Source organism: Streptomyces sp. NPDC005784 (assembly GCF_042871525.1).
Lineage (GTDB): Bacteria > Actinomycetota > Actinomycetes > Streptomycetales > Streptomycetaceae > Streptomyces.
The window spans coordinates 25,664-46,288 of sequence record NZ_JBIAIQ010000026.1; the positions used below are offsets into that span (position 1 = coordinate 25,664).

General features: G+C 69.8%; 19 protein-coding genes. 13 read left to right on the forward strand and 6 right to left on the reverse strand.

Annotation, left to right across the window (positions count from 1 at the left end):
- Nucleotides 1–37: 37 nt before the first annotated feature.
- Nucleotides 38–1,039 carry a hypothetical protein gene (locus tag ACFYR3_RS31510; RefSeq protein ID WP_389285329.1) on the reverse strand — a complete coding sequence of 334 codons (1,002 nt, stop codon included), beginning with the start codon at nt 1,037–1,039 and terminating at the stop codon, nt 38–40.
- Between ACFYR3_RS31510 and ACFYR3_RS31515 the strand changes: the two genes are divergently transcribed.
- Together ACFYR3_RS31515 and ACFYR3_RS31520 are read left to right on the forward strand one after the other, a co-directional pair.
- The gene (locus tag ACFYR3_RS31515; RefSeq protein WP_389285330.1) at nt 1,032–1,427 is read left to right on the forward strand and encodes a TetR/AcrR family transcriptional regulator C-terminal domain-containing protein; all 396 of its coding nucleotides are present in this window, start codon (nt 1,032–1,034) and stop codon (nt 1,425–1,427) included. The two genes, ACFYR3_RS31510 and ACFYR3_RS31515, sit on opposite strands and share 8 nt — an antisense overlap.
- A gap of 748 nt (nt 1,428–2,175) precedes the next feature.
- Nucleotides 2,176–4,098: a glycoside hydrolase family 5 protein gene (locus tag ACFYR3_RS31520; protein ID WP_389285331.1), complete on the forward strand. Its 1,923-nt coding sequence runs from the start codon at nt 2,176–2,178 to the stop codon at nt 4,096–4,098.
- Nucleotides 4,099–4,426: 328 nt separating this feature from the next.
- Here the strand turns inward: ACFYR3_RS31520 and ACFYR3_RS31525 are convergent, their stop codons facing one another.
- From ACFYR3_RS31525 to ACFYR3_RS31535, 3 genes are all read right to left on the reverse strand, one after another.
- Nucleotides 4,427–5,146: a hypothetical protein gene (locus ACFYR3_RS31525; protein WP_389285332.1), complete on the reverse strand. Its 720-nt coding sequence runs from the start codon at nt 5,144–5,146 to the stop codon at nt 4,427–4,429.
- 235 nt (nt 5,147–5,381) lie between these two features.
- Nucleotides 5,382–5,696, reverse strand: coding sequence for a hypothetical protein (locus ACFYR3_RS31530; RefSeq protein WP_355843194.1), 315 nt, complete (start codon nt 5,694–5,696; stop codon nt 5,382–5,384).
- Between the two features lie 8 nt (nt 5,697–5,704).
- Nucleotides 5,705–6,379: an alpha/beta hydrolase family protein gene (locus ACFYR3_RS31535; protein ID WP_355843191.1), complete on the reverse strand. Its 675-nt coding sequence runs from the start codon at nt 6,377–6,379 to the stop codon at nt 5,705–5,707.
- Nucleotides 6,380–6,749: 370 nt separating this feature from the next.
- On the opposite strand from ACFYR3_RS31535, the gene ACFYR3_RS31540 reads away from it, so the two are divergent.
- Nucleotides 6,750–7,829: a protein kinase family protein gene (locus tag ACFYR3_RS31540; RefSeq protein WP_389285333.1), complete on the forward strand. Its 1,080-nt coding sequence runs from the start codon at nt 6,750–6,752 to the stop codon at nt 7,827–7,829.
- Between the two features lie 346 nt (nt 7,830–8,175).
- On the opposite strand, the gene ACFYR3_RS31545 is transcribed toward ACFYR3_RS31540, so the two are convergent.
- Entirely contained in the window at nt 8,176–9,744 is a 1,569-nt protein-coding gene (locus ACFYR3_RS31545; RefSeq protein ID WP_355843185.1) for an FUSC family protein, read from the reverse strand.
- A 144-nt stretch (nt 9,745–9,888) separates the two neighbouring features.
- Here ACFYR3_RS31545 and ACFYR3_RS31550 point away from each other — a divergent pair, with 144 nt between their 5' ends.
- On the forward strand, nt 9,889–10,392 hold the full coding sequence (locus tag ACFYR3_RS31550) for a MarR family transcriptional regulator (RefSeq protein ID WP_355843182.1): 504 nt from the start codon (nt 9,889–9,891) through the stop codon (nt 10,390–10,392).
- Between the two features lie 11 nt (nt 10,393–10,403).
- On the forward strand, nt 10,404–11,720 hold the full coding sequence (locus tag ACFYR3_RS31555; protein WP_389285335.1) for an alpha-amylase family glycosyl hydrolase: 1,317 nt from the start codon (nt 10,404–10,406) through the stop codon (nt 11,718–11,720).
- A gap of 201 nt (nt 11,721–11,921) precedes the next feature.
- Here ACFYR3_RS31555 and ACFYR3_RS31560 read toward each other — a convergent pair whose 3' ends face one another.
- Nucleotides 11,922–12,536, reverse strand: a complete 615-nt coding sequence (locus ACFYR3_RS31560) for a helix-turn-helix domain-containing protein (protein ID WP_389285337.1) — start codon at nt 12,534–12,536, stop codon at nt 11,922–11,924.
- A gap of 440 nt (nt 12,537–12,976) precedes the next feature.
- Between ACFYR3_RS31560 and ACFYR3_RS31565 the strand changes: the two genes are divergently transcribed.
- The 8 genes from ACFYR3_RS31565 (at nt 12,977) to ACFYR3_RS31600 (ending at nt 20,056) form a co-directional block, all read left to right on the forward strand.
- Nucleotides 12,977–13,246, forward strand: coding sequence for a phosphopantetheine-binding protein (locus ACFYR3_RS31565; protein WP_389285339.1), 270 nt, complete (start codon nt 12,977–12,979; stop codon nt 13,244–13,246).
- Nucleotides 13,239–14,006: a 3-oxoacyl-ACP reductase family protein gene (locus tag ACFYR3_RS31570; protein WP_355843174.1), complete on the forward strand. Its 768-nt coding sequence runs from the start codon at nt 13,239–13,241 to the stop codon at nt 14,004–14,006. The genes ACFYR3_RS31565 and ACFYR3_RS31570 overlap by 8 nt, the downstream gene beginning before the upstream one ends.
- 25 nt (nt 14,007–14,031) lie before the next feature.
- Complete coding sequence (locus tag ACFYR3_RS31575; protein ID WP_355843171.1) at nt 14,032–14,505, forward strand: MaoC family dehydratase; 474 nt, start codon at nt 14,032–14,034, stop codon at nt 14,503–14,505.
- Nucleotides 14,505–15,311: an SDR family NAD(P)-dependent oxidoreductase gene (locus ACFYR3_RS31580; protein WP_356780116.1), complete on the forward strand. Its 807-nt coding sequence runs from the start codon at nt 14,505–14,507 to the stop codon at nt 15,309–15,311. The genes ACFYR3_RS31575 and ACFYR3_RS31580 overlap by 1 nt, the downstream gene beginning before the upstream one ends.
- A complete protein-coding gene (locus ACFYR3_RS31585) occupies nt 15,301–16,593 on the forward strand; it encodes a beta-ketoacyl synthase N-terminal-like domain-containing protein (protein ID WP_355843165.1) in 1,293 nt (430 codons plus the stop codon). The genes ACFYR3_RS31580 and ACFYR3_RS31585 overlap by 11 nt, the downstream gene beginning before the upstream one ends.
- Nucleotides 16,590–17,903: a beta-ketoacyl-[acyl-carrier-protein] synthase family protein gene (locus ACFYR3_RS31590; RefSeq protein WP_356780118.1), complete on the forward strand. Its 1,314-nt coding sequence runs from the start codon at nt 16,590–16,592 to the stop codon at nt 17,901–17,903. The genes ACFYR3_RS31585 and ACFYR3_RS31590 overlap by 4 nt, the downstream gene beginning before the upstream one ends.
- A 5-nt stretch (nt 17,904–17,908) precedes the next feature.
- Nucleotides 17,909–18,622 carry an alpha/beta hydrolase-fold protein gene (locus tag ACFYR3_RS31595; protein ID WP_355843484.1) on the forward strand — a complete coding sequence of 238 codons (714 nt, stop codon included), beginning with the start codon at nt 17,909–17,911 and terminating at the stop codon, nt 18,620–18,622.
- A 456-nt stretch (nt 18,623–19,078) separates the two neighbouring features.
- A complete protein-coding gene (locus ACFYR3_RS31600) occupies nt 19,079–20,056 on the forward strand; it encodes an ACP S-malonyltransferase (protein WP_355843159.1) in 978 nt (325 codons plus the stop codon).
- Nucleotides 20,057–20,625 lie beyond the last annotated feature (569 nt).

Genomic DNA, 20,625 nt, shown 5'->3' on the forward strand with positions numbered 1-20,625 from the left:
CCGGCCTGCCCTCGGCGCATCCGCACCGACCGTCCCGTCACGCCGTGGCCCGCCCGGGTGTCGGCTCGGCGGACAGGAACACCGGTGTCACCGAGACCGGCAGGCCGACAACTCCGCCATCGCGTTCCACCGGCACGGGTGTGCCGAAGGCGTCGACGACGTGCGCCTCCGCGTGAGGCCACGGGCGCTCGATGCGCGTCGCGGCCTCTTCCTCGCCGGCGAACACGTCACCGGCGGTCCAGATGACCTCCAGGGCGCCGCGCCCGTGCCGCTCCACCTCGAAGACGTACAGGTCGGGACGGTGCTCGACGGCGACCCGGCGGACCTGATCGGCACCTTCGAGTTGCGCGGCCAGGAGCACGAACGTGTCCGCCGATGGGTGGCGGACGGCCAGCTCGGTTCCGTCGTAGTCGAGCAGCGCCAGCTTGCCGAAGAGGAATCCCATCAGGTTGAGCCGATCGCGGTAACCGGGGATCTCCGGGGCGAGGTTCCAGCACACCGTGCGGCGGATACCGGCGGCCAGGGCGAGGACGTTGCGCGTCACGATCTGCCGGCAGTTGATCCGGTCCCGCCGCGCGCTCAGTCCCGGCGGGCAGTCCTCCATGAACATCCGCAGGGTGTCCGGGAGTTCGGCCGAGCGGTCGTACAACGCGCGCATGGTGCGGCGGTCCGGCGGCTCCGCCTCCGGACCCGGGTCCGGGGCGGTGAAGACCGCGGTCATCTCCTGCTGGAACGCCGCCTGCGCCTCGGGGAACTCGAACAATGTAGGGCCGTTGTACTCGCCCGCCACCACGGGCCGCTCGTAGCCGTGCGCGCGCATCAAGGCGCGGGCGTCGTCGACGTACGCCGGGATGTCTTGCGGGTCGCCGTACAGGTTCACGCAGAACAGGTCGTAGTCGTCGCGGGCCCGGTCCACCACATGGCCGAAGAACTCCCTGGCGGGGCTGCCCCGAGGACTGGACAGCACGTCGTAACCGCAGCCGCCGAGGACGATACGGGCAGCAGGGTCGGCCTCCCGTACGGCCTGGGCGATGGCCAAACGGCACCTCTGGTATGCCCAACTCGCCCCGACCCTGCCTCCGTTGGGTCCATGCGCGATGCGGCGGACCGAGTTCCAGCTCGGCGTCCTCCTGGAGCAGGGTGCGGACCTCGGCCGGGCCGTCGCCTACGCGGCACTCCTCGACCGCCATGTCCTGGGCAGCGCGCAACAGGTGGCCGAGGAGCACGCGATGCGGCGTCGGCTCGGCCTCGACACCCCCCAGTGGCTCATCGAGGCCGTCACCGCGGCCCAAGGGCTCGCGGAACAAGGAGGCCATGAGCTGCTCGCCCGGTGGATGAGGGCACCGACCGGGCCCGACATGGACGAGCAGTTCGAAATCAGTCTGACCTTTCTGCTCGACGGCATCGAGACCGAGTTGAACCGCTGAGGTTCCCTGGCAACGAGAGCCGCCGCATGCGTCCGACCGGGTCAGGGCCGCAGGGTCCCATGCGGTCTACTGGCCTGGCATGGTGGTTCTGACCCGCCTCGGTTCCCATCCGACGGCCGGTCCAGTAACGGCTTGCGCATGAACTGCGGCGCGTAACCATCGTAGGAGGGCGAATGGCGCAGACTCCTCACGAGAAATACCCGCCCGAGGGCAAGTCCCTGGGACGCGGTCCCGACCTCGAGTCCAAGGCGCCGGTCACCTACTCCACCGAGACCCCTGAGGTACGCAAACTGTGGTGGCGGTTCCGCGCGGCGGTGAAGTGGCCGCGAAGGGCGCCCCCCGGACGCGTTGACGTACCGACCGGGGCCGGACACGCCTTTCGCACCACGTACCGACCACCGGCGGACATGCCTTCGCGTGCCGAGTGTCACGCCTGACCGGAACCTTCGCCCGGGATCGGCCTTCCCGCTAGGCTCAGGTGCATACCTGTGGTCAGCGGGAAGGACGAAACGCCGGTGGCGCAGCCGACTTCCGGTCATGAGCGCCTTGTCCATCAACGCCTCGTTCAGAGCACGGCAGCGCGACCCGTCCGTCGAGGCGGCGTCCGGGCTTCCGCAGACCGGCCGCCGCCGCCCGAACAAGAGCCGACTCGCCCGTCGCGCCGGAACACGCCGGCCCGCACTGTTACTTGAGCGGCGACCGGCAGATACTCACGTCCGCGTACCAGCACCCAACTCACAGAGGTCCGATGCCCACCCTCAGATTTGGCAAGTACCTGACATTAGCGACTGCGGCCCTCCTGCTGCTGGCCACCGCTCCCGGGGCGGTCGCCGCCACCGCGGATCCTGTGGGCAGCGCGCAGACAGTTTCCGCCGCCGCTCCGGCGACCGAGACGTGGCAACCGCCGTTGTCCACTCGCGGGCGGTACATCGTGGACGCCAACGGAAGCCGTTTCCGGCTGAAGTCGGCCAACTGGGACGGCGCGCAGGGCTCCTGGACGGGCAGCGGCAGCATCGACGACCCGGCCAACCACCACGCCGGCCAGGACTCCTACGGCATCCCCCTCGGCCTGGACCGCGCGTCCCTGCCCCAACTGCTCGGCGACTTCCACCGGTTGGGTATCAACAGCATCCGGCTGCCCTTCTCCAACGCGATGATCCATACGACGACGCCGGTCCCGGACGTCGCCGTCACGGCCAATCCGGGGCTGCGCGGCAGGACACCCCTGCAGGTCTACGACGCCGTGGTCGCAGCCCTCACCCAGGACGGGTTCGCGGTCATACTCAACAACCACACCAACACCTCGCGATGGTGCTGCGGCGTCGACGGCAACGAACGCTGGAACAGCGGTCAGTCGACTCAGCAGTGGGCGGACGACTGGGTCTTCATGGCCCGCCGTTACGCCGGTGATCCACGGGTGGTGGGCGCCGACCTCTACAACGAGGTACGCCGTGACGTACTGGACGACCCCAACTGGGGCCTGGGTGACGCCCACGACTGGTACGCGGCCGCCCAGCTCGCCGGGGACCGCATCCTCTCCGAGGCCAATCCCAACCTCCTCATCGTCATCGAGGGGATCAACTGGACCGGTCTGCCGGTCGATGGGCTGCCGCACGGCCGCCCCACCCTCACCCCGGCGCGGATGCTCTCGCACACCCTCGTCGCCGCCCACAAACTGGTGTACTCCGCCCACTTCTACGGATACACCGGCCCCAACCACAGCGGCGCCACCGGGGTCGGCGAAACCCACGACGCCCGCTACCAGGACCTCATGCGCGACCAGCTCTACCAAGTCCTCAACGACCAGGCCTTCTTCGTCTCCTCGGAGGAGAACCAGCACTTCACCGCGCCAGTTTGGATCAGCGAGTTCGGCATTGGAGCCGGCGAGACGAACACGGCCGCCCGTACCTGGTTCGGCAACATCACCGACTACTTCGCCGACCACGACGTCGACTTCGCCTACTGGCCGCTCGTCGGCTGGGAGGGCCACGACGACTGGTCCCTGCTGCGCTACGACACCTCGGGCAACCGGTACGGCATCCTCGACCAGTCCGACTGGCGCGGGACCGCGTGGAACCGGCTCATGACCGCCCCTACGCGCACCGGGTCGGTCGCCGCGGTCCCCGGCTGGCACGTGCTCGCCACCGATCACGGCGACTACGTGCAGTCGCTCCGGGTGCGGGCCGGCGGTGACTGGAATTCGGGTGCGTCCAAGGCCACTTGCCCCGACGGCCAGCGGCTGATCGGTCTCGGCCACAGCGGCGTCCGTGCGCTGTGCACCGACGTCTCCACCGGCGACCTTCGTTCCACGGACAACACCCAGACCGTCGTCACCGACGAGCGCTACGTTCCCGCGGGCGGCGACTGGGCCTCCGGATACACCAAGTTGCAGTGTCCCGCGGGGAGCTTCCTCATCGGCTACAGCCGCCGAGGCGGCCGGACGTCGGCGGGCCTGTGCGTTCCTGCCGCCTCCTCGCTGGCGGGTGCCGGGCGAACCGTGTGGTTCGACCGTTCCGACAACCGGCCCGCTGACGCGGCCGGCGGCGACTTCGCGAACGGCGACTACAAAGGCCAGTGCGCCGATGACGAGTACGCCGACGGGATCGCCTTCACGACCCGCCTGGGCGCCGGCCAGGGCCCGGCGGCCCTGCTGTGCCGCAAACTGAACTGATCACCAGTGCCCCGGCACGGACGCGGTCCGCACGCCGGGGCACTCGCATCCCACACAAGGCGCTGGAGCCCGGCGCGCAGGGCGCCCAAGACGTGCCGCGCCGTGAGTGACGTACTGCCGCACGAAAGCCCTCGCGGCCGGGACCCGGCCGACCAAGCCCCACGCACACAGGCCAACCGGGTCCCGTCGGCGGGTTCACACCCCAAGTTGGGGGAACGGACCGCACCTTCCGCCACCGCGACCGCGACCGCCACCGCGACCTGCCCCCTTTGATGTCGCGCGAGCAGCCGACCGGCTCCGACCAGAAGGCTGAACCGACGCGCCTGGGTCAGTCCTGCCCCACGTGGGTCCAGATCCGCAGGGGGCCGACCGGCTCGAAGCCGTGGCGCACGGCGGCCGCCAGGTCGTCGCCGTGCTCGTAACCGACCACCGGCAGGGTGGGAAACAGCGAGTGGACCGCGTCCAAGACGAACGGCCAGGCCGTGTCGGGCCCACCGTCGAGTGCGAAGACGTTGGAGATTCCGACCACCTGGTCGCTGCGGCTCGCCACCGCTCCGGCGATCACCCGACCGTCGGCGGAGTGCCCGGCGAGTACGAAGTCGGCTGGATCGTCGAGCAGTTCGGGCCGGAACAGATCCGCGTTGCCATTCCCCTCGTCCCAGGCCAGCGCCCAGTCGCGCAGCGCGTCCGTGTCACCTGCCACGTCCCAGGAAAGACCCGAAGGGCCGACGGCCTTGTTCGCCGGGCGGTGGACCCACTGAGCGTCGAACAGAACCTGGAAGCCGGCCTCCGTCAGGTCCAGATCGGCGAAACTGTCCTTGACGGAGGCGCCAGGCACGGCGGTGTCGATCCGGCTCACCAGTGCGGCCGGGTCGGCACCAGGTATCAGTGTCACCGAGTCCGGGTAGTACAGCGGGGTTCGGGCCGGGGCGGCCCATGCCTGCTCCCCGAACTCGCTTGCCACACCGTGCGATCGGCTCATTGCCGCGCACCACTCGGCGTTGTTTCGGGCTGCGGCCCGGACCAGCGATGGGATCGACGTCTTCATGAGTGCGGATCATGGCACGGGCCGGCTGCGCGCCCCCTTTCCCGGTTCACCGGGGGACGCCTCGCCCGGAGGGCGATGGATTGGGGTGAGGGCCCGAGACCGGGCAGGGATTCGGGCCCTCACGTGCCGCGCATCCGTCGGGGGCGTTTGCGCGATGACCACTTCAACGAGCTTCGTGCCCGAGGGATACGATCCGCCGCGCGAGGAGCGCCTGCACCGCCGACCATGACCACACCTACCGCATCCGCGCGGCGTCTTGCCGCGGCGCGGCGGTCGCGAGTGCTCCCCGAGCGCCCGTTCCGTTCGGCCAGGCCCACCCGGCGACGAGGCGTCCGGGCGAACTCTGTGCGACCTCCTCCGGCCGCAGGACGCGGTTGACCTGAACGTCAAGCGCGTCGCCGGGGCCAGTACCGTGCACGGTGACGGTCGGGTCAGGAGCGTCGCTCCTGCTCTGAAGCGGCGGCACTGTCTCCCCGCGCATGAGCGCGCACAACTGCGCCATCACCACCGGGTCGTGGACGCCGTCGTAGAGCCACCGGGTAGGTGTCAAGGGGCGACTCACGGCAGCCGATCGACCAGGCGGTCGACGAGCGGGGCCGGGTGTGACAGTGCGGCCAGGTGTCCGCCCGGAACGGTCTCGGCCTCGATCCCGAGGCGGTCGTGGGCCACTCGGCGCTGGAACTCCAGCGGGAAGAACCGGTCTTCGGCGCCTGCGAGCACACGCGTGGTCACGTCGGGCCATCGTTTGATGTCGCAGGGCTGGTTGAAGGCGATGTCGGCCTCGGGCCGCTCATGCTCCGCTCCGGCGGCGGCGACCTCGGCCGGTACGTCGTGCAGGAAGTAGGTGTCCAGGTCGAATTCGGCGCCGTATCCGCCCGCTTCGGCCGCGGCGAGGCGGGCCGCCTCCGATCCGGTGTTGCCCCACCACTGCCCGGGTGTCTCGCCCGGCAGCGGCACCATCGCGTTGACGAGCACCAGCAGCCCGACGGGAACGTGGGCGCAGACCATCGGTGCCGTGAAGCCGCCCATCGACTGGGCCACCAGCACGACATCGTCGTGACCGTCGATCGCCGCAACCACCGTGTCGGTGTATTCGGGCAGCCCCGAGGACTCGTCGGCGCCGGGCAGATCGACCGAGACCACCTCGTGCCGCCTCGCGCGCAACTCCGACACCACACGATGCCAGTACCAGGCCGAACCCCCGGCCCCGGGAACCAAGACAAACACGCTCATCCTCGCCTCCGTCCGTTTCACCCTCAAGCCGTACAGACCATCGGGAGCGACGAAACTCATCGGTCGCGGTGACGACCTGGCACCGTTGTCGATCAATGTTCCAGAGGGACGGCGGGGCTTGATCGCGGAACACGCAGACGAAGTCGTCCTCGCGCACGACATTGACCTCTTGGCATGACACACAACGACGGAACACGACCTGGTGGGTGAGCCCGGCGGGGCGATCGAACCCGCCTTGCACTCAGCGCCGCTTCTCCACCCGCGCAGGCCGCATGCGTCACATACAGTCCGGTCAGGACCCGCCCTTCGGCATCGACTGTTGCCTCCTGGAAGCTCGTGGTCCGCGACGAGAGACGAGGCAGGCATTCGGATGCGGGACTTGGGCGAGGGCGCGGGAACGCTGCCTGGTGCTCGGCCGGCCGCGTACAGCGTCGTTTCCACCTCTCTGGCCCTGCACAGTGATCGAGTGCTCAGCGAACTCGTGGACGCCGCCGCACCGCTCGGCTCCGGTATCGGCGGGCGGTCCGCGCTCCTGGAAGTCGACGGTACGCCGGTGTTCGTCAAGCGGGTCCCCCTCACCGAGGTCGAGCTGCGGCCCGACCACACGCGGTCCACGGCGAACGTGTTCGGACTACCGCTCTTCTGCCAGTACGGCATAGGTGGGCCGGGGTTCGGGGCGTGGCGGGAAGTGGCCGTCCACACCATGACCACCAACTGGGTGCTCGCGGGGCAGCATCAGGGATTTCCGCTGATGTACCACTGGCGGGTGCTGCCGGACACGGCACCGGCTCTTCCGGACGAGCTTGCCGACGTGGATCAGGCCGTGGCCTATTGGGGAGGTGGGCCGGAAATACGTCGTCGTATCGAGGCCCTCGGAGAGTCCCCGGCGAGCCTCGTGCTGTTCCTCGAGTACATCCCTCGGACGCTGCACGACTGGCTCAACGAGCAGGTACGGGCCGGCGAGGAGGCCGTGGACCGGGCCTGCGCCCTGGTGGAGCGGGAACTGGCGGCCGTTACGTCGTTCATGAACGACCGCGGCCTCCTGCACTTCGACGCCCACTTCGAGAACATCCTCACCGACGGCCGACGCCTCTACCTCGCCGACTACGGCCTGGCTCTGTCGTCCCGCTTCGACCTGTCCGCCGCCGAGGCCGAGTTCCTCGAGCGGCATAGAACATACGATCGCGCGTACACGCTCAGTTACTTGGTGAACTGGCTGATCACCGGCCTGTACGGCCACGGGCGGGCGGAACGGGTGGCGCTGATCCGCGCGTGTGCCGAAGGGGCACGGCCTCCCGCGGGCCCGCCGGAGGCCACGGCGGTCCTTGCTCGTCACGCTCCTCTCGCGGCAGTCGTGACGGACTTCCACGAAAGGCTCCGGCACGAGAGCCGGGAGATCGCATACCCGCAGGGGGCCATCGAGCGGATCTTCGCATCGCGCACGGGCTGAGACCCGGGCCCCGGGGGTCTTCGCGCGTTCGACGCGGCGGGAAACGAGAGAGCCGTAGGGCGTCCCCCCTGGACGACCAACGTTCCGGAGGTCGCTGCGACCACCAGAACGGCCGCACCCCACCCACGACGTCTCAATGCCTTGCCCTCTCACTTCATCCGTGCATCATGCATGTATGCGATGCACGGGAAAGGTATATGAGAGTTAAATAATGGTTGGAAACGGCCCCTGGCCTGCTCGGGTGCCCAGGCGTGCATCGCCCATCTCGCCCGGCCCGCCCCGACCGTCGGCCGTCAACCCGGACGGTGCGGAGCTGTCCTGCGCTGAGATCGCCGTCCCTGTCCGGTCAGTTGGCTGCGGCTGTGGTCGTGCCGGCTGTGGGCGCGGCGGACAGGCCGAACAACGCGCCGAGCGCGCCGAGTTGGGTGTCGATCGCGTCGAGGGCGGCGAGGGCCGATCCAATCGGAGGTGCCGCTGTTCCAGGGGTTCGCACCTGTTCCGACGGCGCCGCTCCCGTTGCGGGGGGCGGGGTCGGGCGGCGGCCGATCGCCCGGCGCACGGTGAGTGCGTGCGCCGCGACCTGAGTACGCCGCTGCAGCACGGTCGGGTCGGCGGTGAGCGCGTCCGGTGCCGCCCCGACGGCGCCCGCGAGGTCGTCGACGGGATCCCCGCAGCGCCGCAGTGCCATCACGGACCCGAGCGTGAAGTGGTCCGGGTGCCGCCGAGCGGACAGTACCCGGGGCGTGGGCACAGCGGCCAGGAACCGCAACGGAGCCGTCACGACTCCCAACTGCTCGACGCGGTAGGCGAATCGAGCCTGCGCCATGCGTACGGCCGTGCCGTCGCGCCAGTCGGCCTCCATCAACTCGCCCAGACCGGACAGTGCCGCCGCGGTACGGGCCCGTATCACCGTCTCGGTACGAATGGGCAGAACCAGCCAGGAAGCCGCCACGCCGAGAACCGCGCCGACCGCGATTCCCGCCAACCGGGTGTGCAGAAGGTCTCCGGGGCTCTGCCCGAACCAGTCGTAGAGCAGCGAGAGTACGGCCGTCACGCAGGCCGCCCAGTAGGCGTAGCTGAGTTCGCGCAGCCATGTGGCCACCGCCAGCACAACGAAGATCACGACGACCGCGGTGTCCGACCGCGGTCCGAACTGTCCGGAGACAGCGGTGGCCACCACCGTGCCGGCCGCCGCGCCGAGCGTGCGCCAGGCCCCCTTGACCAGGACGTCGCCGCGGCTGCGCGCACCGCTGCACACCAGGAACGCCGTGAGCACCACCCACGCCCAGTGGTCCGGCCACACATTCCGGCCGATCGCGAACGCGGCGGTCAACGCCGCAGCCATCTGCAGAGCCATCCGGGTACTGGCGGGCAGCCGCCGGCGCGTGGCGCGGGGTGCCGCGGTCACCTTCGCGGAGGGTGGTCGCGGTACGAGACCAGTGTGCTGCGCCGTCCACGTCACCACGGTTCCCCAGGCGACCGCCGCCAGCGCCGTCACGGCCGCCCAGGCCGTGTGCTCGTGCCCGCTCACCGGCACCGTTCCGGCGGGCACCACCAGGACCGCGATCAGTGGCAGAACGACGAGCGTGCCCGCCCGGGTGGCGCGCGCTCCGAACCGGCGCACCCAGATCGCCGCCGCGACTCCCAGGACGAACGCCGCGTCACCCGCGTCGGGGTGCCGCTGGAGCAAGGTGCTCAGCTCCGTGCCCGCCGCCGCCGCGCAGGGCAGTACGACGCAGGCCAGCAGCCGATCGGTCCGGTCGAAGAGGCGTTGCGCGCGACCGAGCGCCGAGGCGATCACCACCGCCTGCACCACGCTGTCCACGTGCAGTCCCGCCTCGTGCTCGACGAGCAGCGCCCAGCCGTAGGTGCCCAGCACGGTGGCCATGGTCACGACCGTCGTACGCAGGTACATCCCTCGTGGATCGAAGTGCAGCGCACGACGCGTCGACCTCAAAAAGCTACGCAACACGTAGAACCACCGCCAAGAAAACCCCTGGAACAAGCCATCTGGAGAATCACCCCCCGGCCGTATCGTAAGTGATACCTTAGCAATGTGATGGGAGAGCGAACAGAGCACGAGGACGCGGAACGATCTGAGTCCGGGCGGCGCGACAGCCGGGCGTCCGCCGAGATCCGGCAGGGCGTCATCCGGCTCGCCCGCAGGCTGAGCGCGGAGCGCCCCGCGGACGGGCTCAGCCTCAACAAGAGCAGTGTCCTCGGCCACCTGCGGCGCAACGGCCCCATGCCGGCCGGTGCGCTGGCCGCCGCCGACCACCAGCAGCCGCAGTCCCTGACGCGGGTCTTCGCCGACCTGGAACAAGAGGGCCTGATCAGCCGGACGCGCGACACGCACGACGGGCGACAGCGCGTGGTGCAACTGACCGAAGCGGGCCGTGAGGCCCTCGCCCGTGACATGGCGCAGCGCGACGCATGGCTCGACATCGCCCTCGTCGACCTCACCGAGACGGAGCGTCAGGTACTGCTGCTCGCCGCCCGCCTGATGAACCGCCTTGCCGACTCCTCGACCACCGCGCCCGGCTCCACGACCCGACCCCACTGACGGAGGCTCCCGTGTCCTGGCCCGACCACGCCATCTGGTGGCACGTCCACCCCTTGAGCTTCCTTGGCGCGGAGCCGACCGCCTTGCCCGCCGGTGCACCCGCGCGGCACCGCCTGCCGGTCCTCGTCGACTGGCTGGACCATCTGGTCGGGCTCGGCTGCAACGGCCTCGCGCTGGGGCCGGTCTTCGCCGCCGAGACCCACGGCTACGACACGACCGACTACTTCCGCGTCGATCCCCGCCTGGGCACCGAGGAAGACCTGCTCGAACTGGTCGACCGTGCCGCGTCGCGAGGGGTCCGCGTCCTGCTCGACGGCGTCTTCAACCATGTCGGCAGGTCCTTCGCCCCCTTCGCCGATGTGGCGAGGCGCGGCACCGCCTCCCCGTACGCGGACTGGTTCGTCCCCGAGGGTGACGACTTCCGGACTTTCGAGGGCCACCGTCACCTCGTCGCCCTGAACCACGCGTCCCCCGCGGTCGCCGACCATGTCGTCGAGGTCCTCGACCACTGGCTCGACCGCGGCATCGCCGGCTGGCGGCTGGATGCCGCCTACGCGGTTCCGCGGCCCTTCTGGCGTACCGTCACGGACCGGGTCAGGGCCCGCCACCCCGGCGTGTGGTTCAGCGGTGAGGTGATCCATGGTGACTACGCGGCGTACGTCATCGAGGGCGGCCTGGACACCGTGACGCAGTACGAACTGTGGAAGGCGATCTGGAGCTCGCTGAACGACAGCAACCCGCACGAACTGGCCTGGGCACTCAAACGCCACAACGCCATGATCGACACCTTTGCGCCACAGACATTCGTCGGCAACCACGACGTGACGCGCGTCGCCAGCCGGCTGGGCGAGCCCCGTCACCTGGCGCACGCGCTCACCGTGCTGTTCACCGTCGGGGGGACACCTTCCATCTACGCGGGAGACGAGCGTGCCCGGGAGGGCGTCAAGGAGGACCGCGCGGGCGGGGACGATGCCGTCCGTCCCGCGTTTCCCGTCTGCCCGTCGGACCTCGGCCCCGACGGGCTCGCCGTCCAGCGGCTTCACCAGACCCTGGTGGGTATGCGTCGCCGCCACCCCTGGCTCGTACGCGCCCAGACCCGGATCCACTCGCTCGACAACACCGTCCTCAGCTACACCCTGGTCGCGCCCGACGCCGGCTCCACCCTCGCGGTCGCCCTCAACTTCGGGCCCGCCCCGGCCACCGCCGGCCTTCCGGCCGCTCCCTGGGTACCTGTCGCGGGTGACGCTTGCATGGATTCCGGCACCGGTTCCGTCTCGCTTCCACCGATGGGCTGGTTCATTGCCACGACATCCGGCGGTCACAATTGATTCCTCGCCGCCCCCGCCCTCGATTTTCCGGACATTGGCCGGGGCAAGGGCCGAGGGCGGTGATTTCGCCATGACGTCAGGGCGCGCGGAAACTGTCGATGTACCAAATCTGTACTGTCGGAAAACGCTTCCGACGTGTTAATGGACTGGTAATTTTCACATTGTTGAAATTCTCTCGGAAGTCGATTCAAGACACCCGGATCACGCGGCGTCGGCACTGAATGCGCGAGCCCATGCATTGCGCCAGAGCGTAAGCCGGCGCCCGTGCTGTCCGCATGCTTGAACATAGGCGACGAGGAGTTCCTCCGACGGCATGCGGAAACCGGCCAGAATGTCGGCAACCGTGCTGCGCGGCAATGGTCCCGCCCCGAGGTCGCGGGCCTTCTTCTCCATCTCGCGCAGGGACGGCTGGCCGGCGGCGAGACGTGCCTGGTGCATCGCCTCCAGCAGATGAGCCGGGTGGTATACGAGTTCGAGCTTGCGCCCGGCGCGTGGTGCGGAGGGAACCTCGCGGCCGTCGGGAGTGTGGCCGGATTGCCGCGCCGCCTGCTCCCAGCGCAGTCGGGCCTCGCGTCGTGTGGCACCGCAGACCTGCGCATACGCTTCCACGACATGGCGACGGGGCAGGAAGGTGCCGCGGTCGGCCCGGGACAGGGTGACGGCCGAACACGCCGGATCCGCGATCCGGAGCCCCTCGGTCAGCTCCGCCATCTGCCGGTAGGTGAGTCCGGACCGGTGGCGCAGCGAGCGTAGCCATTGAGCCAGTTCGTAGCACTGCGCGGATTGCGGGATCGGCGTTCTGCTCCGCCCCACCACTGCCCCCTGGATGTCGAGACTGCCGGATGCGTGATGCGTCCGATGGTATGTCGATCGACGCCGCCCGCTGATTCGGTCGATGCCGGGGCCCGAGGATTGCGTACCGCCAGGAGGGCCCGTTTTGGTCTTTACTTGGGCTCGCTTATATCGACGCTATGGACGGCCTCGATGAAGAGTCAAGGAGGCTTTACTTTACTTTACTCTGCATGGGGATCCCTTTCCTTTCGGTGGATGTTTGGTTCATTTTGTCCGAGAAGTGGAGTGATGGGATCCGTGCGGCCACATGGGGTTTTGTGCGGGCGCCGCCTAAGCGCCCCAGTGGGTGTCCAGAATCCTGCTGCATAACGGCCTTGCTGGCTCATTCGCCGCTCTGCTGACATGGATTGCCCGGCCAGAGGCGCCGGCCACTCCTGCTCCTGTCGAATCTGCGGAGGAATGCAATGACAACCGTGTCCAACGCCGCTCTCGGTGAAATCATCGAACTGATCAAGGAAGTCAAACCGGGCATAGCCGATCAGACGGTCGAGCCGGGACACTCCGTGGTCGAGGACCTGGGCCTCGACTCGCTGGACCTGCTGCAGCTCGCCCGTCGCATCAACCGGCACTTCGGCGTCGAGTTCGACCTCGACCAGTGGAACGCCGAGGCCGACGAGCACCACCGGAGCATCGCCTCGATCGTGGCCCTCGTAGCCGCCGGCAGCCGTGCCTGAGCCGGCTGCGACCACGCGCGTCGCTCTGGTCACGGGTGGTTCGCGGGGGATCGGTGCCGCTGTCTCCCACCGGCTCGCCGACGACGGACTCACCGTGCACCTCGTCTGCCGCAGCGCCCTCGACGCCGGACGTCGCGTGGTGAAGGAGATCGAGGCCGCCGGCGGCCGCGCCGTCCTGCACCAGGCGGATGTCGGCGACGAGGCCCAGGTCGAGGACTTGGTGGAGGAGGTGACCGCGCAGGAGGGCGCCCTGCACGTCCTGGTCAACAACGCGGCGGTGATCGACGACCAGCTTCTCGCGGTGACCCGTACCGACCGCTGGGAGAACGTGCTGCGGACCAATCTCACCGGCCCCTTCCTGACCAGCAGGGCGGTTCTGCCGGCCATGCTCGACCAGGGCTGGGGCCGCATCATCAACATCTCCTCCAACTCGGCGCGTACCCCCGGCCCGGGGCAGAGCGCCTACGCGGCGTCCAAGGGCGGCATCGAGGCACTCACCCGCGCCCTGGCCGTGGAGGTCGGACGCAAGGGCATCCGGGTCAACTGCGTGGCACCCGGCAAGGTCCGCACCGAGATGACCGCGGCCGTCGCCGATCAGCTCGGCTCGGACAGTGACGGCACCCGCTGGGGGCTCCCCGAGGACATCAGCGGACTGATCGCCTTCCTCGCCCGTGACGAGGCGGACTACATCCAGGGCCAGACGTTCACGGTGGACGGCGGCCGCATGATCATGCGCAGCCCGGGTCGGCGATCCCGGTGAACCCGGGGCGAACGGAGGCACAGCCGTGGGGGCAGTGAAGTACTGGGAGGACCTGGCGCACGCACCGGTGCGCCGGTTCGGGCCGGTGGTTTTCGGCGGCGCGCTCCTTGACCAACTCCTCGATCTGATGGGGGAGAAGCACCCGGTGCACGACAGCGACGACTTCGCCCAGGGCACCGACCGCCGGAAGCGCATCGTGCCCGGAGGCTTCATCCACTCCATCACCTCGGGCTGGGTGGTCCAGCACGGCTCCCCGGCCGCCATCGTCGGTATGCGAAGGCTGAGCTGGGACTTCGTCAGGCCGCTGTACCCCGACACCCCGTTCTGGTTCACCACCGCCACCGACCGGGCGGAGGAGATCGACGACCGGCTCGGCCTGGTCGAGACCACACGCCGGGTGTTCGACGAGAACGACCGGACGTACGCCATCGGACGCATGAGCGTCGTACTCCTGCGGCACGCCGCGCAGCGGACCGCAGCGGCAGGAAGGGTTCAGTGATGGACAGTCAGTATCAGCCGCTCAAGGGGCGGGTGGCCCTGGTGACCGGCGGCTCGCGGGGCATCGGCGCGGGCATCACCCGCAAACTCGCGGCCTGGGGAGCGACCCTGGCCATCAACTACGTCGACCGGGAGGGCCCGGCCAAGGAACTCGCCGCGGAACTCGGCGAGCAAGGTACGGAAGTGACCCTGCACCGCGCCGACTTGAGCGAGCCCGCGGAGATCGAGAACCTGATCACGGAGATCGGCGAGATCCACCAGGACCTCCACATCCTCGTGCAGAACGCGGCCGCCACCAAGTTCGCCCGGCTCGCGGAAGCCTCCCTCGGTGACTGGCAGTTCGTGCAGGACACCAACTCCCGGGCCACCTGGCTGCTCGCCAAGTACGCGCTCCCGTTGATGCGGGACCGAGCGGGAGCCCGCTTCATCACCATCACCAACTCCACGACCACGCGCATCATCCCGCGTGCGGGTCTCTTCGCCGCGGCCAAGGCGGGACTCGAAGCGCTGACCGACTACCTCTCCTACGAACTGGCGCCCTACGGCATCGTCGCGAACTGCGTGCGTCCCGGACTCGTACAGACCGGTGTCTTCAAGGTCCGTCCCGACTTCGCCCATGGTGTCACCAAGGAACTGTCCGTCTCCCCGTGGCCGGGCGACCGCATGACGACGCCGGAGAACAGCGCCGACGTGGTGGCCCTGCTCTGCCTGGAGGAGGCGTCCTGGATCGCCGGGCAGACCATCACGGTGGACGGCGGATACCGCCTGTGGGGCGGCATCAGCGGTGGAGGCCGGCGTGCCGAGTGAACGCGGCGGGCGGCAGGACCGTCCCGAGATCGTGGTCACCGGCATCGGTGTGATCTCCCCGGCGGGCATCGGCGCGGCCCGGCTGTGGGAGGCCATGGCCGCCGGCAAGACATTCTTCGACACCAGCGGCCAGGACGGACCGGCCCCCGCGCTGCCGTGGCCGTCGGCCGCCGTCGACACCGCGGAGATCACCTGGCCCGCCGGCCGTGACTGGGCCAACGCCGGCAAGTACGCCAACCAGTCGGCCCGTTGGGCCGTCGCCGTCGCGCGGCAGGCCCTGGAACAGGCCGGGATCACCGGTGACACGGAGGACGTACGCGGCGGAACCGTGATGGCCGTGGGCAGCAGCAGCGACGAACTGAGCGACGTCATCCCCCAGCTCGCCTCCCGCTTCCGCAACGACCCCAGGCCCCTCGCGAAGTTCCTCCACGACGAGGTGCCCGACTACTCCTACATACGCGGAATCCCCTCCCAGCTGGGCCAGTTCGTCTCCATGGCCAGCGGATTCCGGGGGTCGAACGTCGCGGCCTACGGCGAGGCGGCGGCGGGTGGCACGGGCGCACTCGCCCTGGCCGTAAGGCTGTTGGAGAGCGGCGAACTCGACCGGATGCTCGTCGTGGGCGTCGGAGCGCCGCTGACGATCACCGCGATGGCCGCCTTCGACCAGGACGAACCGCTCGGCACACGCGCCACGGCCGGTGCCGGACCCTTCGACGCCGACAGGTCCGGGACCCTGGTCGGCCAGGGTGCGGCCGCCGTCCTGCTGGAGCGTGCCGACACCGCGCGCGGAACGGCTCGGGCCCGGCTCGTCGGCTGTGAGGTGCTGGTCGCCGCCGACGTCGCTGCCTCGGCGGGACTCGTCGTCGACTCCGTGCTCGCCGACGCGGACACCACGCCCACCGTGTGGTGGGCCCACGGCGCCGGCTCGGCCCGCCTCGACCGCGTGGAGACCCAGGCCGTACTGCCGCGCGCGGGCAGCCTCCCCGTCACCGGCTCGAAGGGCACCATCGGCAACGCCTTCGAGTGCTCGGCGCTCATCGACACCGCACTGGTCGTCGAGAGCCTCGGCCGCGGCGAGCTTCCCCCCGTGGGCCTGCTGCGTCGCCCCGATCCCGGACTCGGCGGTCTCGATCCGGTCATGGGGGAGACCCGTCCCCTGGGCCCGGCGCCGACAGCGCTGATCACGGCGTTCAACCAGGGACACCACTCGACGGCGGCGGGAGCCCTCGTCATCGCATCGACGCACGGGGCTTCGGCCGACGACGGGAAGGCACGCACATGAGCGGCGACATCGTCATCACCGGCATGGGGGTGATCACCCCCATCGGCGGAGACGTCGAGACTTTCTGGTCGGCCAACCTCGAAGGCCGCTCCGGAGTGGTCCTGGAAGAACGGATGGACACCGGCGGACTGCCCTGCGGCTGGACGGCCGGGCTGATCCCGGAAGACGTCAAGGCGAAGGTCGCCGCCGACTACGGCGCACCCGACCGGTCCTGGGGCGACTCCCTCATGCTCGCCGCGGTGGACCAGGCCCTCGGAGACGCCCGCTTCAGCGAACTGCCCGCGGAGGAAGGTCCGGCCGCCCTGGTCTACGCGCGAGTGTGGCCGGGCCCCACAGGATCGTTCCCGCAGGACTACGTCACGCATATGGAAGACCTCGCCGAACGCTACGACAGGATCGGCAACGAACCCTCGGCCGTCCTGGCACACCTGCGGGGCAAGCATCTCCCGCCCGAGACACGCGACTTGTCCGCCTATCCGACCGAGATCACCGAACGTCTCGGGACGCCCGTCATCCCCGTACGACTGGAAGCCACCTGTTCAGGTGGCCTGCGTGCCATCGCGGAAGCCGCCCGGCTCCTGCGTTCGGGACGCGCGCAGTACGCGGTGGTGTCGGCGGCCGTCTCCCGGAACACGCCGTACGTCCTCTCCCAGTACGGCCAGCTCATGGCGCTGTCGCGCTGGAAGGGCGACCCCGCCCAGGCCTCCATGCCCTTCGACAAACGCCGTACGGGCATGGTCATCAACGAGTCGGCGGGCGCGCTCGTCCTGGAGACGGCCGAGCACGCCGCCCGGCGCGGCATGGCGCAGGCGTATGCCGTGATCGGTGGCTGGGGGCTGGCGGTGGACACCCGCCACATGACCGCTCCCAGCGTGGAGATGATCGAGCGGGTCATGCGCACCGCTCTCGAACAGGCCGACGCGCACCCGGACGACGTCGACACCATCAATGCCCACGGCACCTCCACCCGCCTCAACGACGTCACCGAGGCCCGCGCGTTGCACCGGCTGTTCGGCGAGCGGATGGCGGACCTCGACGTCAGCGCCGTGAAGTCGCTGACCGGGCACGGATCGGCGGCGTCCGGTGTGGTGGAAACGGCGGTGGCGGCCCTCACGATGTGCCGGGGAATCATCCCGCCCGTCACGACCTGCACCGAGCCCGACCCCGCCTGCGCCGTGCGCACCTCCCTCACCCCGGTCCGGCGACCGGTCGGCACCGTGCTGAAGAACTCCTTCGGCTTCGGCGGCCAGTACGCGTCGATGCTCTTCCGCCGTCCGGCTACGCCACGGCCGGCACCCCAGCCGGTGTGAGCGCGATGGACCGGCTGGAATACGAGACGACCGACCCCGCCGGACCGCACCGTGGCACCGTCGTGTGGCTGCACGGCATCGGCCAGGCACCGGGCGATCTGATGGCCGTGACCCAGCGGTTCCGGCTCACCGAGGCGGGGGTGCGCGGGGTGTTCCCGCGCGCGCCCGTCGCGGCCCCGAGCCTGCTGAGCGGGCTGTCGGTGCCGTGCTGGTTCCCGCAGAACCTCCTCGCGATCGACCGGATCGACGTCGAGGGCCTCCTGGCGGTGCACCGGCCGCTCTCGAAGCTGCTGGAGGTGGAAGCGGACCGGATCGGCGCCGGTCGGATCGTGCTGGCGGGCTTCTCCCAGGGTGCCACGGTCGCCCTGACGCTGGCACTGACGTACACCGAACGGTTGGCGGGCGTGGCCCTCTACGCGCCCTTCATGCCTCCCGATCTGCCCGCACTGCTCCCGGCCGGCCGGCCGTCGTCCGCCAACAGCGGCCTGCCGGTGTGGATCGGCCACGGGGCACGGGACTGGGTCGTCCCCGAACGCAGTGGTGCGGGACTGAGAGACCTGCTCACCAGCTGGGGACACCCGGTGACGTGGCAGCGCTATCCCGGCGGACACGAGCCGTTCGCCGGAGTACGGGCCTCGCTGCCCGCCTACCTCAGTGACGTCCTGGACGTCCACGTGCCGCAGGTCCCCGGGTCAGGACCGGCAGCTCGGGCGCGTTGAGCGGGGATCCCGGCAAGCGCCCCGCACCTCCCGGGCTTCCGGAACCGGTATCCCTCTCCCGGTTCCGGAAGCCCGGGGCTCGTTCATATCGGGACTGGCCCGACCCGGCGCGGTCCCGTTGAGGGGTTCGTCCTCGTCCTCGTCCTCGTCCTCGTCCTCGTCCTCGTCATCGGGCTCGGGTCGGCACCCCGTTGCTCGGTCCCGAGTAGACGGTTCGCGCCGGACGGTTTCCGCTCCGGTCCCACAGCCGTCGATGGATCGAGACCGGCGGAGTCCTGTGCGTCATCTCGCCGCCGACGGCTCGCCGTCTGCCGTGCCGCGGCCCGGGTGGACACGAGGCCGTACCCGTAGCTGCACCCCGAAGGGACTGGAAAGTTGTCTGCACTGATGCCACAGGCTTCTCAAGCATCACCGGTGTCAAAGGTGTCGCAGGTGTCGCAGGTGTCACCCCTGAGGGTGGCTGACCACCCGGAGGCCGAGCCGTTCGGCGTCGGCCTGCTCTTCCCCGGTCAGGGAGCCCAGCGGCCCGGAATGGGCGAGCCTTGGCGCGACACCCCGCATTGGAAGGTCGTCGCGCGTCTCTCAGAGGTCTGTGGAAGGGACCTCGACCGGCTGTTGCTGCACACGGGAGCAGAGCAGCTGACCCGCACCGACACCGCGCAACTGGCCACCTTCGCGCTGGAGATGGTGGTGCTCGACGCCTTGCGCACAGCGGTGGGCGACCTGCGGCCCGCGGCGTGTGCCGGGCACAGCCTCGGCGAGTACGCCGCGCTGACCGCCGCCGGGGTACTCGACCCGGAGGACGGCGCACGGCTGGTCGCCGAGCGCGGGGCGGCCATGGAGGAGGCGAACCGGCTCACGCCCGGCACCATGGCGGTACTCGTCGGAACCGACATCGTGCCGCGGGCCCAAAGACTCGCCGCCCGTATGCGTGCCGTGCGGCGGGCCCAGGTGTGGGTCGCCAACATCAACGGCGCCGAACAGGTCGTGATCTCCGGAGCCGTCGAGGCCGTGGCGACGCTGGCGGCGGAGGCCACTCGCGGCGGAGCGCGGGCGATCAGTATTCCGGTCGGTGGTGCCTTCCACACACCGTTGATGGCTCCGGCCGGCCCGCGCCTGGCCGAGGCCATCGACCGCACTCCCCTTCACCCCGCACACTGCCCGGTGATCGCGAACGTCGACGCGCGCGCTCACCTTCACCATCACGAGCGATGGCGAGCGATGATGCTCCGTCAGCTCGTCATGCCGGTGCGTTGGGCAGGCTCCATGCGCACCCTCACCGCCGTGGCACGCGGCCGGCTCCGCCTTGTCGAAGTCGGCCCCGGCTCCACGCTGGCCAACCTCGCCCGAAGAGTCCTGCCCGAGGAGATCCCGGTCCGCTCCGTCGCGACTCCGGTGCAGGTGGAGGCCCTTGTTGCCGAGTGGTGGCACTGACTGGGCCTCGGGGCCGACGCCGAGGACGCGCAGAGACCGACGTCTACTACGTCACCGTTACTACAAACACCGTCACCGCTCGGAGGGTCTGCCTGCCTGCTTGCCTATACCGCCACCGTGCCTGCGCGCTGTGGGGATCACCAAACCTGTCCGTGAGGGGGAGGGTCATGGCAGACTGCTCGGCGTCCAGGGGGTCGATGAGGCGTGAGACGTGAGCGCACCGCGGTCTGCTCCGACCGTTCCTTAGATGGTGCTGCGCAGACGGCTGCAGCAACTGCGGCGGGCGAAGGGCGTCTCGGCCCAGGACGTCGGTGGAAGGCTGCGGCAGGCGCACACCACGGTCATCCGGATGGAGCATCGCGGCTACGCACCCCATGCAGTTCCCGGACATCGTCGGCACGGACAGCCTCCGCAACGCCCTGTACCACGAGGACCGTGGGACCGCGGGAAGTCGCCTGCACCCCGAGGCCTGTGGGGATGTCTCCTTGTGCTGCGAGGACCGTGGGGACCCGCGGGGAAGTCGCTTTGTACCGCGAGCTGTTCGACCGGATGAGTGCCCGAGAGCCATG

Excerpts from the sequence above, each read along its gene's own strand:
- ACFYR3_RS31520 (WP_389285331.1), top strand. The coding sequence starts at position 2,176 with ATGCCCACCCTCAGATTTGGCAAGTACCTGACATTAGCGACTGCGGCC.
- ACFYR3_RS31565 (WP_389285339.1), top strand. The coding sequence starts at position 12,977 with ATGACAACCGTGTCCAACGCCGCTCTCGGTGAAATCATCGAACTGATC.
- ACFYR3_RS31590 (WP_356780118.1), top strand. The coding sequence starts at position 16,590 with ATGAGCGGCGACATCGTCATCACCGGCATGGGGGTGATCACCCCCATC.
- ACFYR3_RS31540 (WP_389285333.1), top strand. The coding sequence starts at position 6,750 with ATGCGGGACTTGGGCGAGGGCGCGGGAACGCTGCCTGGTGCTCGGCCG.
- ACFYR3_RS31545 (WP_355843185.1), bottom strand. The coding sequence starts at position 9,744 with ATGTACCTGCGTACGACGGTCGTGACCATGGCCACCGTGCTGGGCACC.
- ACFYR3_RS31550 (WP_355843182.1), top strand. The coding sequence starts at position 9,889 with ATGGGAGAGCGAACAGAGCACGAGGACGCGGAACGATCTGAGTCCGGG.
- ACFYR3_RS31535 (WP_355843191.1), bottom strand. The coding sequence starts at position 6,379 with ATGAGCGTGTTTGTCTTGGTTCCCGGGGCCGGGGGTTCGGCCTGGTAC.
- ACFYR3_RS31580 (WP_356780116.1), top strand. The coding sequence starts at position 14,505 with ATGGACAGTCAGTATCAGCCGCTCAAGGGGCGGGTGGCCCTGGTGACC.
- ACFYR3_RS31525 (WP_389285332.1), bottom strand. The coding sequence starts at position 5,146 with ATGAAGACGTCGATCCCATCGCTGGTCCGGGCCGCAGCCCGAAACAAC.
- ACFYR3_RS31595 (WP_355843484.1), top strand. The coding sequence starts at position 17,909 with ATGGACCGGCTGGAATACGAGACGACCGACCCCGCCGGACCGCACCGT.
- ACFYR3_RS31515 (WP_389285330.1), top strand. The coding sequence starts at position 1,032 with ATGGCCAAACGGCACCTCTGGTATGCCCAACTCGCCCCGACCCTGCCT.